We start from the raw sequence: 13,818 nt of genomic DNA, 5'->3' as shown, positions 1-13,818 counted from the left end.
AATAAAAGAGTGTGTATGAAGTTCATTATCCGTGCATTGACATTGGGAGCCCTGCTTTCCTTTAGCAGTTTTGCGCAACAAGTAATGCTTGACCGCGTTGCGGTAATTGTCGATCAAGGCGTCGTGCTTGAAAGCGAAATTGATGCGCTTGTACAAGAAGTAAGACGCAATGCAGAAGCTAATAATCAACAATTGCCTTCTGATCGTGCCCTGCGTACTCAGGCCATTGAACGACTCATTACAAAAAGCTTACAGCTTCAGATGGCAGAGCGTATGGGTATCCGCATCAGCGACCCGCAACTCGAACAAACAATTGGCAATATCGCGGCTAATCAAAACGCCACTATGGAGCAGCTTCGTGCGCAGCTTGCTGCTGATGGCGTAGCGTATGACGATTATCGCGAACAAGTGCGCGAAGAGATCATCATGAGTGAAGTGCGTCGCGCTAACGTACGTCGCCGCATTTACATCACACAGCAAGAAATAGATACGCTTATCGAATTAATGGAGCAACAAGGCGCCGAACAAGCTGAATATCGCCTAGGCCATATTCTGATTGGTTTCCCACCTGAGCCTACAGATGAAGATATTACCGCAGCGCGCGAGCGCGCTGACAAAGTTATCGCGCTACTAGAGTCTGGGTCTGACTTTGCGAAAATAGCGATCGCCTCATCTTCGGGTAACGAAGCCCTAGAAGGCGGAGACATGGGGTGGCTAAATATCAATGCCATGCCAACCTTATTTGCCGAGGCTGTACAGAATAAGGACCAAGATACCCTGGTAGGTCCAATTAGAAGTGGTGCTGGATTCCACATATTGAAAGTTCTCGACACCCGCGGTATCGAAAAGGTAAAAGTAGAAGAAGTGAACTCGAGACATATCCTTGTTAAGCCTTCAATTATTCTTAGCGATGATAAAGCGAAAAAAATGTTAGAAGACTTTAAACAAGACGTCATTAATGGCGATGCTGACTTTGCTGAGCTTGCAAAGGCCCATTCTGAAGACCCTGGCTCTGCACTAAAAGGTGGCGAACTTGGTTGGACAGATCCAAGCAACTATGTACCGGCGTTTAAAGAAGCATTGGCAAAATTACAGCCTGGCGAGTATAGCGAACCTGTACGCTCTGTTCACGGATGGCACCTTATTCAGTTATTAGATCGCCGTATTGATGACGCAACAGAAAAACGCAAAGAAGAAAAAGCATCACAGCTGATCTTTAACAGAAAGTTTTCCGAAGAGACTGAAAATTGGCTGCGAGAAATGCGTGACGCAGCTTATATTGAAGTTCTCGATTCATAACCTTTTACGCTTACATGAATACACCTATTAAAATAGCAATTACGCCGGGTGAGCCGGCGGGTATTGGGCCAGATTTAATTATAAAACTGGCCCAGGAATCATGGCATGCGCAACTGGTTGTTTTTGCCGACAGAGAAATGCTTGAAACGAGAGCGGCAATGCTTAACTTGCCTCTCAAGCTTATTGATTACGACGCGGAAACCTCGCACATTCAGCCAGCGGGTTCACTGTTTATCTGTCAGATAGACAAAGCTGCAAGCGTGAGTCCAGGCACCCTAGACAGCGAAAATGGTCTGTATGTAGTAGAAACCCTACGCGAAGCATGCCAAGCTAATATTAACGGTGACTTTGACGCGGTAGTAACAGGACCAGTTCACAAAGGCATCATTAATAAAGCAGGCGTATCTTTTAGCGGACACACTGAATTTTTTGCGTATCAGTCAAATACCATCGATGTGGTCATGCTACTTGCAACCGAAGGGCTAAACGTGGCGTTAGCTACGACACACATCCCACTAGAGTATGTCGCCAAAGCCATAACGCGAGAGCGACTGCATAAAGTCATCCACATTATCAATACCGATTTAAAGTTAAAATTTGGAATAAAATCGCCGAGTATCTACGTGTGCGGTTTGAATCCACATGCCGGCGAAGATGGGCATATTGGCACGGAAGAAATTCAAACTATCATACCTGCCCTTGAAGAACTTAGGCAGGAAGGATTGAATATTACGGGTCCATTGCCTGCCGATACAATATTTCAACCAAAATACCTTGAAAAAGCCGATGTTGTTCTTGCGATGTACCACGATCAAGGCTTACCTGTGTTAAAATATAAAGGTTTTGGGGCATCAGTGAATATTACGTTAGGCTTACCTTTTATTCGTACCTCGGTGGACCACGGTACTGCATTAGACTTAGCAGGGACAGGTGAAGCAGATGCAGGTAGTTTCAGAAAAGCATTGGAAAAAGCCATTGAGCTTGCACATCATCAACAATGAGTAAAACACACTTAGGCCACACGGCCAGAAAACGATTTGGACAAAACTTCTTGCATGACGAGTATGTGATTGGAAAAATCGTTGCAGCTATATCGCCGCAAAACCAACAGAATTTAGTGGAAATAGGTCCTGGGCTTGGTGCATTAACCGATCCCGTTTGTGAGGATGTAGACGCACTCACGGTTATAGAACTAGACCGTGACCTTGCTAAACGATTACGTCACCACCCTTTTAACGGTGGCAAGCTCACCGTAATAGAGCAAGACGCAATGACAATGGATTTTGGTGCTTTGCGCAAAGATATGCCGTTCCCAGAGCAGAAACTTCGGGTATTTGGTAACCTGCCATACAATATTTCAACGCCACTCATGTTCCATTTGTTCGACCATGCTTCGAGTATTGAAGACATGCATTTCATGCTTCAAAAGGAAGTGGTTAATCGCCTTGCCGCTGGGCCTGGTTCGAAAAACTACGGTCGATTATCTGTTATGGCTCAGTATTATTGCCACGTGATCCCTGTATTAAATGTGCCTCCTGGCGCATTCAAACCCGCTCCTAAGGTAGACTCTGCTGTGGTTAGATTGGTACCACACCAAGCTCCTCCTGTTGACGTTGAATCAGTGAACACGTTAGAGCGCGTTTGTGCACAGGCTTTCAATCAGCGACGTAAAACCATTCGTAACTCTCTCAAAGATGCGTTAACAGAGTCAGAGATCACCGCTTTGGGCATCGACCCAACGTGTCGCGCAGAAGTGTTGTCGTTGAACGATTTTGCTACGTTGGCAAATGCAGTGACTGCCAAAGAAAGTCAACAAGAGCAGTAAGGCACTATGGATGAACTTGATATTAAGGTACGAGTGAAAACCCGTCACCTTCCTGACCATCTTCCTTCAGATTCTAAGCAGTTTGCTTTTGCTTATCACATTGAAATAGTTAATAACAGCGAACAAACCGTGCAGCTGATGAACCGGTATTGGAGGATCACTGATGCGAATGGCAAAACATCAGAGGTATCTGGTGCCGGTGTTGTAGGTAAGCAACCAATATTGAAAGCTGGTGAACAATTTGAGTATACCAGTGGCGCGGTTTTAGATACGCCTGTCGGTAGTATGGAAGGCTATTACGAAATGGAGCTTGAGAGCGGCGAACGAATTCGTGTTCCTATTCACGCGTTTCGATTAGCAAAACCAAATATTTTGCACTGAGTGAATATGCAAAAGAAGAACACCTACATAATCGGCGATATTCAAGGCTGTTACAGCGGCCTGTGCCGAGTGTTGGACAAGGTAAATTTTGACCAGGCTAACGACAGACTTTACGCCGTGGGTGATTTAGTCGCGCGAGGCGAAGACTCGTTAGCTACGCTGCGTTTTTTAAAGTCCTTAGGAAGCAGTTTTAGTAGTGTGTTAGGCAACCACGATCTTCATCTTCTTGCCGTAGTAAATGGAATACGTAACGCCAAGAAATCAGATAAACTTTCTTCTCTACTCGCCGCTCCTGATTGTCATACGTTGATAGATTGGTTACGCCAATTTCCTCTTTGTCAAACACTCGACGACGATACCCTTCTCGTTCACGCGGGGCTTTATCCACAGTGGTCCATCGCGCAGAGTGTTGAACTGAGCCAAGAAGTCAGTTCCGTGCTGCGCGGTAGAGATTACGCCAAATTTCTATCGAGCATGTATGGAAACAAGCCGCATGTCTGGTCTGGTACGTTAAAAGAAGAAGCGCGGTTGCGCTTTATTGTCAACGCGTGCACAAGAATGCGATTCATTGGCAAAAATGGCCAGTTAGACTTTGAAAACAAGTCTCATCCGAGTGCGGTAGAACTTAACTCTGCTGATGAGCTGCTCCCTTGGTTTAAATGTCAAAACCCACACTTAAAAAAATCGCAGAGGGTAATATTCGGACATTGGGCTGCATTATCAGGTCAAACAGGTGATAGTCAATTCATCGGACTGGACACAGGGTATGTATGGGGGCAAAGTATGACACTCTTTCACCTTGAGTCCTCAACGCGCATTTCGGTAAACGCCTAACCTTTCTTACTTCCCACATAAAAACTAAACAAGCACTATCGTTGCAGCGCGCTAGTTCAACATTGAGTATGACAACTGGTATTACCAGCTGATAATGTCAAAATTTATAGCAAATTAGATAAACATTAAATCGTTGTTGCCGATACAATATTTTAGGAAAGGAAAAACCCTATTCATCAACTTGAAAGAAGACATGCGTTGCTGACGTTTTTTAACGCGTGTATTTTCTTTTGCTGACGGGTAACATCGTACGATAAAACTATAAAAACGTTCATCTAGGAGTTCCGATGAAAATTACGGTAGCAAAACGCATAATTGGGGGGTTCATTGCAATCAGTGCCCTTCTCGTAATCATAAGTGCAGTTTCACTTATAAATCTGAACTCTATCGGCTCGGCAACCGAAGAAGTCAACAAAGTTGCATTGCCGACTGTTGCAGGAAGCAACGCGCTAAAAGCCAGCTTTCTCAACATGGGACGCCTCACCTTTGAGAGCTATATTGAGGAAAATGTCAGTGGACTTCGTGATAAGCGTCAAGCTTTTACTCGTGCTAAGGACAACTTTGAAAACGAATATACAAAGTTGGCGCAGGCAGTAAGTGATGAGCCCGAATTAAATCGCACCTTAAATACCGTACGAAATGCGTATGAAGCCTACATTGATAATGTAGAAGCTATGTATAGCAACCACCAACAGTACCTTGATATTCGCAACAGCATCAATGACAAACTCGGAGATGCTGAAGATAATGCCGACGATGCATCAACTTATTTGCTCGATTTTTCTGATCTCGATGCCGTTCAAAATGATGCAAGCCTGAGACGTGCCGCCGATATTGGTGGTCAACTGGAATCATCACTTTTATCACTCCTGACCGTTTCCTACGAATATATAAAAACCGAAACCCTTGTTCGCGCGCAAACCATAGGCAATGAAGTCGACTTAGTCGTCGACAAAGTTACCACGCAGCTCAGCGACATGGTACAAACGGCCGGAGGAAAAGACGACTCTGGCACGCTTGACGACATAAACGATCTCGTTAATGAAGCCGTAAATGCGATCAAAGCGAATAATGGCGTTATTCAACTCCATGTAGATCGCCTATCTCGTCGAAACGACGCAGAGAAAGCCCTTAATGCATCTGATGAAAATATCACTCAAGGCGTTGTAGCACTTGAGAACTTACTTAATTTGGCAGACAAAAAAGCAAGCGATGTAGAGAAACAAGTTAACGCCACAATTACCAGCGGTAACACTATCGTTATTGTTGTTGTGTTGTTGTCTATTACAATGGCCGCGTTGATTGGTCTAATAACAGTTCGCGCTATCACGCGTCCGTTATACCGTGTTAATGAGTTACTTACCGTCGCGTCATCAGGCGACCTCACACACCGCTTAGATGACTCTGCACAAGATGAGTTTGGCCTATTAGCGCGAAACTGCAACACGCTTATTGAGAATCTTAAAGCGCTTATTACAGCCATTAATGTTCGCGCTGAACAACTCGCGGCAGCGTCAGAGCAAACATCAGCAGTAACCGCGCAAACTACGCACTCGATACAAGATCAAAAGTCTCAAATTGGTCAAGTTGCTACTGCAACCACTGAAATGCATTCAACGTCTCAAATTGTGGTGCAGAGTGCCGAAGATACATTGAGCCAAATTCGTCACGCTGACGCAGAAGCTGAAAACGTACGTCAAATATCGATTGAAAATAAAAACACGATAGAGATCCTTTCCAAGGACGTGCAGGATGCCGCAGACGTAATAAATAAGCTTCACCAAGACAGCGCAAGTATTGGTGGGATCTTGGATGTAATTCGAGGCGTTGCCGATCAAACTAACCTGCTTGCACTTAATGCAGCCATCGAGGCCGCCAGAGCCGGTGAACAAGGCCGAGGGTTTGCAGTAGTTGCTGATGAGGTCCGTACCTTAGCAAGCAGAACACAGCAATCTACGCAAGAAATTAACGCCATGATTGAAATGCTACAAGCTGGGGCAGAGAAAGCAGTAACCGTAATGAACCAGGGCAAAGAGCAAACAGCCGCCTGCGTTGCGCAAACCGAAAAAGCTACGCAAGCGCTAGATGTCATTACCGATGCCGTTCATCGTGCACATGATGTAAGCTCACAAATAGAGCAGTCGGCGCGCGAGCAGAATACGGTATCGCAAGAAATTAGTGAAAAGCTAGAAACAATAGTTAGCATAGCGGAAGAAACAACCGCTGGCGCTCAGCAAACTTCTGAGTCTAGCCACGAGGTAGCGCGTCTAGCTGATGAGCTACAGCAATCTATCAGACAGTTCAAGGTATAGCCTTTATTGCATAGCCCACTGAAAACCAACTCAACGACATAAAAGGCACTGACACCCGTTCAGTGCTTTTTTTTGTTTTCAATGCCTTCTCTTAAGTTCGCACACGCTCTCGTTAGCATCGATGTTTGCGCACAATGGTGCTTTCATTTTGACCGAAACGGCTTTTCATAACGTACATATAAAAAATTAAAAAGAGCAATAAACACTATGCCTATACGCACTACTCTGCTTTTAATTATCACGCTTTACTTTATGACACCTGCCATGGCCCAAGAAAAAACCTACTATAAAGACACGGAAACCCTTCCCTATTCTGTGACAATGCGCTTTTCTGAAGACGCAGAAGTAAGGGATTACCCACCTGCACTTGCCGTTGCGACAAACGGTAATAGCTCTACTGGTGCCTTTCAGCTTCTTTTTCGTTATATATCAGGCGACAACACAGCTAACAATGAGATAGCTATGACATCTCCAGTAATGACTGATGAAAAGACAGAGCGTGGAGAAAAAATTGCAATGACGTCACCGGTAGAGCGCTCTACTCGTTATGACATGATGTTTTTTCTACCTAGCCAATTCACGATAAAAACAGCGCCAAAGCCAACTCACCCAGACGTGGTGTTGGTAGAAATACCACAACGCACTCTTGCGGCTATCACGTATAGTGGGTTTAATGACCAAGAGCAACAACAAGAGAAAATGGATGAATTAATGGCGCTGCTTGCCCAAAATGGTTTCGATATTGTTGGAAAGCCGAGCTATTTAGGCTACGACTCACCGTTTACGCTTCCATGGAACAAACGCCATGAAATTATAATTCCGGTGACAAAATACCAACAGGGCCAGCCATAAAACACACCATAGAAAATGGCCGCGAATTTGCGGCCATTTTTAAGGTTTTATACTTTGCAGCATTTGATCATTCAAAAAGCGCAACGTGTAGCTTTCGAACCACATCATCACTATCGGTCTCATTAACCAAGAACGATAAATTATGCGGGTTAGCACCAAAACAAATCATGCGTAAGTTGAAATCAGATACTGCTGCTAAAATCTTGCTTGATACGCCAACGGCGGTTTGCATGTTATTACCTACAACGGTTACCAGGTCGTACCCTTTTTCAACTTTAACATCACAAATCGTTTCAAGTTCAGCAATGGTTTCTTTGTTCAAACGCTGAGCCACTGAATTAGCGGGGTTATCTAAGGTAAACGATACCGAAATCTCCGACGTTGTTACCAAGTCAACACTCAGCTTATGTTTAGCAATAATAGCAAACACCTGCTGTAAGAAACCTTGGGCATACATCATTTTAGGCGTTTTAACTGTTACCATTACTTGTTCTTTACGGCGCGTTATAGCGCGGTACGGCGGCTCGTGCTCACAATCTCGAACAATCCAAGTGCCGCCTTTTTCAGGCTCTTTGCTTGAGCCCACAAACACTTTAATGTCTTTGCGTAGCGCAGGCTCCATGGTAGCAGGGTGAAGTACCTTTGCGCCAAAGGTCGCCATTTCGGCCGCCTCTTCAAAACTGAGCTCTGGCAGAGGATGCGCGGCAGAAGTAATACGCGGATCGGTTGTATACACCCCTGTTACATCCGTCCAAATTTCACAAGCCTCGGCGTCAAGCGCCTCTGCAAGTAGGGCCGCAGTAAAGTCAGAGCCACCACGTCCAAGGGTAGTCGTACGTCCCTGCTCATCGGCACCAACGAAGCCTTGAGTTACAACAATCGCATTTTGAATTTCTGGTGCGAGCAGCTGTTTAGCCAGCTTCTCAATTTCGTCAATTTGGGGGGCACCTTCACCAAATTCACTGTCAGTACGCAGCACTTTGCGCACATCAAAGTTCATTGTATTTACGCCAAGCTCACCAAGCACTGAAGAGAACATCAGCGATGACATTCTCTCACCCATCGAGAGCAGCTGATCTTTCAAGTCATCTCGGTGAAGAATTTCTTCGTGAAATGCCAAGCTGCGCATTTCTTCTAACAAGTCGTTAAGCTTCGGCGCAACTGCGTCTTTATCTTTTAACTTGCTCAATATCGCTTGTTCAATATTGATAATAGCCTGACAGGTGTCTTCAATTTGTTGTTGCGTCATAGGTGTGTGCGCAAGGCTTACCAAGTGATTGGTTACACCCGCTGCTGCACTTACTACCACGATGCGCGTTTTTTCATTACCGGCAACAATTCGGGCACAGTTTTGCATTACTTCGTAATTCGCAACGCTAGTTCCACCGAACTTCGCTATCGATAAGGCATTTGTCACTATATTTAACTCCAGAATAAAACTAGCTCATGCTAGTTATAACCACGCATTCCACGTAATTAATCAATCGTTATTTGGTCGCCTACTGTTATATTATTCTCGGCAAACCACCCTTGGTTCATTTCCAACGCGTAAAGTACCTCTTTCGATGATCCGACTGACTCCAAACTGTGTGGAGTGAGAGGTTTTATATCCGTGATTACGCCGTTTCTGTCGATAAATGCTACATCTAGGGGAACAAAGGTATTTTTCATCCACATGCCCGCGAGGCGGGGACTAGAAAACTTGAAAAACATGCCGCAGTTCTCGCACAGTGTTTTGCGAAACATTAAACCTCGAGCCCGTTGTTCAAAGGTCTTGGCGTACTCAACGTCAAGCTGCTGGTCACCAATTTTCAGTGTTACGGCGTCAAATGTAACGGGAGTGTCGGGCGACGTAGAGTCGACCTGTGCTTTTGCACACGCTACAGTGAGTATAAATGCAGCAATAATAAAGAGCGTTTTTCCCATTAGACTGTCCTTTTCGCCATAAAAAAAGCCGGCAACCACAGTGGACACCGGCTTCGTAGTTTATACACTATTTTAAGTAACATTCAATATTGAGACAATGCTCACGTAGCCTTTGCTCAAAATTTAATTGCGTAACAATGTGCCTATTTAATGCGCTTTCTAACAAGGCCGGCTGCACCTAATAACAACAGCCAGAACGCCGAACCACCGCCGCCGCTGCCACCTCCGTTACCGGGTTGCTGCCCAATTAGCGTGTTGCGTACTTTGTTAAGATCGCTATCTGTCACTTCGTTGCTATCAACAACATTAACAGCATAAACAGTAACGAAGTTCTCATAACCAGGCACGGCACCACTGGTGCACTGTTCGCTGGTAAAATTAACCATTGGCGTACTGCCGAAGTTGTTTCCACAACGCAGCAGATCCTGCATGTCTTCTAATATTTCCATATCTTCAGCAAACACTTGGCCAAATACGGTAAATCCACCGTTTTGCACATCAAGGTTTCCACTGTTATTTTCTAAATTGAAAAACCATTGATTGGTTGCACTGTTTGGATCGCCGCCCACTTTAGCCATTGCTATTGTCCCTGCAACATTCGACAGTTCTGGCTCATTTTCTACCGGTGAACGAGACTCCACGGCAATATGATTAAATCCATTGTCATATTTGAAGCCGCCCCCCTGAACAACAAAGTTTGGCTCTAGGCGATGAATAATAGTATCGGTATAGGCACCGTCATTGACATACTCAAGAAAATTTTCAACGGTTTTAGGCGTAGTGGTATCGTGAAGGTTTACGCGAACAGTACCTTGTGAAGTAACGAATTCAACAATAGTTGCATGCGCAGAAAATGAGAAGAGTGCAGTTATTGAAGCTGCTGTTGCCAATTTTTTTAAACTTGAAATCATATGGGGCCGCTTTAATAGAGAGTTGATAAGAAAGATATTTATACTAAACCATCCAATAGTTTGCTACTCAGTGTGTTAAATAGTTTTTAAATCAAAGGGAAACTTTTGATTTAACAAAGTGACAAAACCGTCGTTTCCTGTTTGCTACGCTTTTGTCATGGTATGTGCGCGTCTCAAAGTGCTATGACTCTGTAAATATATCTATTATGAGGGGGATTAACACATCAGCGACTTTTTCTCCCGTTGAGTGCTCCTTTTCACGCCTCTTTTTCTCATTATCCAAGCACAACTGCAACGTTTGTTCAGCGTTACTCTTGCTGTAAACGTCTCTTTCACTTACTTGTTCAATGCACTTCGCTGTCTGATGTGACTGAGTAGAACTGCATCCCTGAAAACAACATGCGAAAGCACTCACCATAACGGCACTATAAAATATACGCATTTCTGTCCTTGATATTACCAATGCGCAAAGATTGCCCTAATTTGATGTAAAAAAAAAGCCCCAATAGAAATCGGGGCTTTATGATTTTACTTTTTTATCTGCTGCTTATACGCGCTTAACCGCTACATCAGCTTCAAATTTAGGCTTAACCGCTAAGTCTTCTGAAGGCGGAGCAAACTTAGTCAGGTCGATGCCTGCAACCGCTTGCTTGTACTCTTCAGTTGTTGGGAAGCGTCCAAGAACAGTTGAAAGTACTACTAGCGGCGTAGAGCCTAGTAGAGATTCACCTTTCTTCTCAGCAGAGTCGGCTACTACACGGCCTTGGAACAAGCGAGTAGACGTAGCAATTACCGTATCGCCCGGCTCAGCTTTTTCTTGGTTACCCATACATAGGTTACATCCAGGACGCTCTAGGTAAAGAATGTTGTCGTACTTAGTACGCGCTGCTTCTTTAGGCTTAGCGTCGTCGAATTCAAAACCAGCGTACTTCTGAAGGATTTCCCAGTCGCCTTCTGCTTTAAGCTCGTCAACAATGTTGTATGTAGGTGGCGCAACTACTAGCGGTGCTTTGAACTCTACAGAGCCGTTAAGCTTCTCTAGGTTACGTAGCATTTGCGCAATAATTTGCATATCGCCTTTGTGCACCATACAAGAACCAACGAAACCTAGGTCAACTGGCTTACCATCGTAATAAGAAACCGGACGGATAACATCGTGCGTGTAACGCTTAGACACGTCTTCGTTGTTTACGTCAGGGTCAGCAATCATTGGCTCATCGATTTGATCTAGGTCGATAACCACTTCTGCGTAGTACTTAGCGTTGTCATCTGGCGCAAGCGCTGGCTCTTCACCAGACTTGATTTCAGCAATACGCTTGTCAGCAAGGTCAAGTAGACCTTGAAGCATCTTAGCTTCGTTGTCCATGCCCTTGTCGATCATAATTTGGATACGGCTCTTAGCAAGCTCAAGTGACGCAATCATAGTCTCGTCGTTAGAGATACAGATTGACGCTTTCGCTTTCATTTCAGCAGACCAGTCGGTAAACGTAAACGCTTGGTCAGCCAGTAGAGTACCGATTTGTACTTCGATAACACGGCCTTGGAACACGTTCTCGCCAGAGAACTGCTTAAGCATTTGTGCTTGAGTAGCGTGAACCACATCACGGAAGTCCATGTGCTCTTTCATTTTACCTTTAAAGGTCACTTTCACAGACTCTGGAATTGGCATAGCCGCTTCACCTGTGGCAAGTGCTAGCGCAACCGTACCTGAGTCGGCACCGAATGCTACACCTTTAGACATACGTGTATGCGAGTCACCACCAATGATGATTGCACGGTCGTCTACCGTGATGTCGTTAAGCACTTTGTGAATAACGTCAGTCATTGAGTGATAAACACCTTTAGGATCACGTGCTGTGATTACGCCAAAGTTGTTCATGAATGACATTAGCTTAGGAATGTTAGCCTGTGCTTTCTTATCCCATACTGATGCCGTGTGACAACCAGACTGGTATGCACCGTCAACAGTAGGTGAAATAGTTGATGCCGCCATAGACTCTAGTTCTTGGCAGGTCATTGGGCCAGTGGTGTCCTGAGAACCTACAATGTTAACTTTAACGCGAACGTCAGAACCCGCGTGAAGCGGCGCATCTGAGCTTACGCCCACCGCATTACGATTAAAGATTTTTTCTACAGCTGTAAGGCCTTGACCTTCGTGTGAAACTTCTTTTGAAGGTGCGTAAACGGCTGGCGCTTTAACACCTAATGTACGCGCTGCGAAAGACTGAAGCTGCTTACCGAATACCACAGCGTAAGAGCCACCCGCTTTCATGAACTCCATTTTTTGAGGAGTAAACGAAGCAGATACGTCAGCCAGTTCTTCTGAACCGTTGTAAAGCTTCTTCGCTTTGGTATCGATAGTTAATACCGTACCTGTTGCTACAGAGTATGCCTCTTCTAGTACTGGGTCGCCGTTTGCATCGCGAACAATTTCGCCGTTTTCGTCAGTTTTCTTAACCCAGTTTTTAAGGTCAAGACCAATACCACCGGTTACGTCAACCGTAGTAAGGAAGATTGGAGCAATACCGTTTGTACCAGCAACAATTGGCGCTTTGTTAACAAATGGGATGTAAGGACTTGTTGGCTCACCGGCCCACAGTGCAACGTTGTTCACACCAGACATACGTGATGAACCTACACCCATAGTGCCTTTTTCAGCAATAAGCATAACTTTTGCGTTAGGGTGCTTTTTACCTAGCTCAACAATTTCTTGCTGCGCTTCAGGAGAAATCATGCACTGGCCGTGAAGTTCACGGTCTGCACGAGAGTGCGCTTGGTTACCTGGAGAAAGAAGGTCAGTTGAAATATCACCTTCAGCAGCAATGTAAGTTACTACTTCAATTTTCTCTGGAACATCAGGAAGCTTGGTAAAGAATTCAGCTTTTGCGTAGCTTTCTAGTACGTCTTTAGCAATCGCGTTACCCGCTTTAAATGCTGTTTCTAAACGCTCAGTATCGGCTTCGTATAGATAAACTTGCGTTTTTAATACTTCAGCAGCTGGATTAGCAACGGCGTCATCGTCTGAAAGCGCTAAATCGATAAGCACTTCTACAGACGGGCCACCTTTCATGTGTGAAAGTAGCTCAAGCGCAAATTCAGGAGTAATTTCTTCTACTTTTTCTTCGCCAAGTACAATTTCTTTTAAGAATTGTGCTTTCACACCTGCCGCAGGTGTAGTACCTGGAAGCGTGTTGTAGATAAAGAATTTTAGAGAGTCTTCGCGGTGCTCGTTTGTTGTATCTTTAATTTGAGCAATAATTTCAGACAGCAGGTCTGCACTGTCAATTGGCTTGGGGTTAAGACCTAATTCCGTTTTACGGGTCTCGATCTCTGCCAGATATTCTGAATACAAACTCATATAGTTCTCTCGGTCTTAGTTTTACTTGGGCGTAGTGTTAAGTCGGTCTTAGCTATACGCATATGAAAATGGACTATATTTTAACTGATTTTGACGCTTTACGTAATGCTTGGTCAAAAA

11 protein-coding genes are annotated in these 13,818 nt (G+C 44.7%); 7 read left to right on the top strand and 4 right to left on the bottom strand.

Annotated features, from left to right (window positions below; translation table 11 throughout):
- Positions 1–15: 15 nt before the first annotated feature.
- The 7 genes from surA (at position 16) to BK026_RS18020 (ending at position 7,503) form a co-directional block, all read left to right on the top strand.
- Complete coding sequence (gene surA, locus BK026_RS18050) at positions 16–1,299, top strand: peptidylprolyl isomerase SurA (RefSeq protein WP_071817136.1); 1,284 nt, start codon at positions 16–18, stop codon at positions 1,297–1,299.
- Between the two features lie 14 nt (positions 1,300–1,313).
- Entirely contained in the window at positions 1,314–2,300 is a 987-nt protein-coding gene (gene pdxA, locus BK026_RS18045; protein ID WP_071817134.1) for a 4-hydroxythreonine-4-phosphate dehydrogenase PdxA, read from the top strand.
- The gene (gene rsmA / locus BK026_RS18040; RefSeq protein WP_071817132.1) at positions 2,297–3,124 is read left to right on the top strand and encodes a 16S rRNA (adenine(1518)-N(6)/adenine(1519)-N(6))-dimethyltransferase RsmA; all 828 of its coding nucleotides are present in this window, start codon (positions 2,297–2,299) and stop codon (positions 3,122–3,124) included. The genes pdxA and rsmA overlap by 4 nt, the downstream gene beginning before the upstream one ends.
- Before the next feature lie 6 nt (positions 3,125–3,130).
- Positions 3,131–3,505 (top strand): Co2+/Mg2+ efflux protein ApaG, encoded by a 375-nt coding sequence (gene apaG / locus BK026_RS18035; RefSeq protein WP_071817130.1) that lies wholly within the window; start codon positions 3,131–3,133, stop codon positions 3,503–3,505.
- Positions 3,506–3,511: 6 nt separating this feature from the next.
- Positions 3,512–4,339, top strand: coding sequence for a symmetrical bis(5'-nucleosyl)-tetraphosphatase (locus BK026_RS18030; RefSeq protein WP_071817766.1), 828 nt, complete (start codon positions 3,512–3,514; stop codon positions 4,337–4,339).
- Positions 4,340–4,626: 287 nt separating this feature from the next.
- Positions 4,627–6,651: a methyl-accepting chemotaxis protein gene (locus BK026_RS18025; RefSeq protein WP_071817128.1), complete on the top strand. Its 2,025-nt coding sequence runs from the start codon at positions 4,627–4,629 to the stop codon at positions 6,649–6,651.
- A gap of 207 nt (positions 6,652–6,858) precedes the next feature.
- On the top strand, positions 6,859–7,503 hold the full coding sequence (locus BK026_RS18020; protein ID WP_256253898.1) for a heme-binding protein: 645 nt from the start codon (positions 6,859–6,861) through the stop codon (positions 7,501–7,503).
- Between the two features lie 67 nt (positions 7,504–7,570).
- Here the strand turns inward: BK026_RS18020 and lysC are convergent, their stop codons facing one another.
- The 4 genes from lysC to BK026_RS17995 form a co-directional block, all read right to left on the bottom strand.
- Entirely contained in the window at positions 7,571–8,920 is a 1,350-nt protein-coding gene (gene lysC, locus BK026_RS18015; RefSeq protein WP_071817126.1) for a lysine-sensitive aspartokinase 3, read from the bottom strand.
- 59 nt (positions 8,921–8,979) lie between these two features.
- The gene (locus BK026_RS18010; RefSeq protein WP_071817124.1) at positions 8,980–9,429 is read right to left on the bottom strand and encodes a DUF192 domain-containing protein; all 450 of its coding nucleotides are present in this window, start codon (positions 9,427–9,429) and stop codon (positions 8,980–8,982) included.
- Positions 9,430–9,572: 143 nt separating this feature from the next.
- Positions 9,573–10,340: a peptidylprolyl isomerase gene (locus BK026_RS18005; RefSeq protein ID WP_071817122.1), complete on the bottom strand. Its 768-nt coding sequence runs from the start codon at positions 10,338–10,340 to the stop codon at positions 9,573–9,575.
- A gap of 547 nt (positions 10,341–10,887) precedes the next feature.
- Positions 10,888–13,698 (bottom strand): bifunctional aconitate hydratase 2/2-methylisocitrate dehydratase, encoded by a 2,811-nt coding sequence (locus BK026_RS17995; RefSeq protein ID WP_071817117.1) that lies wholly within the window; start codon positions 13,696–13,698, stop codon positions 10,888–10,890.
- Positions 13,699–13,818 lie beyond the last annotated feature (120 nt).

The sequence above is a fragment of the Alteromonas sp. V450 genome (genome assembly GCF_001885075.1).
Taxonomy (GTDB): Bacteria; Pseudomonadota; Gammaproteobacteria; order Enterobacterales; family Alteromonadaceae; genus Alteromonas.
Note: the sequence above shows the minus strand (reverse complement) of the source record. Positions and strands in the feature narration are given on the sequence as shown.

What these genes read in the sequence shown, in the direction of transcription:
- surA (WP_071817136.1), top strand. Translation starts at nt 16, where the DNA reads ATGAAGTTCATTATCCGTGCATTGACATTGGGAGCCCTGCTTTCCTTT.
- pdxA (WP_071817134.1), top strand. Translation starts at nt 1,314, where the DNA reads ATGAATACACCTATTAAAATAGCAATTACGCCGGGTGAGCCGGCGGGT.
- rsmA (WP_071817132.1), top strand. Translation starts at nt 2,297, where the DNA reads ATGAGTAAAACACACTTAGGCCACACGGCCAGAAAACGATTTGGACAA.
- apaG (WP_071817130.1), top strand. Translation starts at nt 3,131, where the DNA reads ATGGATGAACTTGATATTAAGGTACGAGTGAAAACCCGTCACCTTCCT.
- BK026_RS18030 (WP_071817766.1), top strand. Translation starts at nt 3,512, where the DNA reads ATGCAAAAGAAGAACACCTACATAATCGGCGATATTCAAGGCTGTTAC.
- BK026_RS18025 (WP_071817128.1), top strand. Translation starts at nt 4,627, where the DNA reads ATGAAAATTACGGTAGCAAAACGCATAATTGGGGGGTTCATTGCAATC.
- BK026_RS18020 (WP_256253898.1), top strand. Translation starts at nt 6,859, where the DNA reads ATGCCTATACGCACTACTCTGCTTTTAATTATCACGCTTTACTTTATG.
- BK026_RS18010 (WP_071817124.1), bottom strand. Translation starts at nt 9,429, where the DNA reads ATGGGAAAAACGCTCTTTATTATTGCTGCATTTATACTCACTGTAGCG.
- BK026_RS18005 (WP_071817122.1), bottom strand. Translation starts at nt 10,340, where the DNA reads ATGATTTCAAGTTTAAAAAAATTGGCAACAGCAGCTTCAATAACTGCA.
- BK026_RS17995 (WP_071817117.1), bottom strand. Translation starts at nt 13,698, where the DNA reads ATGAGTTTGTATTCAGAATATCTGGCAGAGATCGAGACCCGTAAAACG.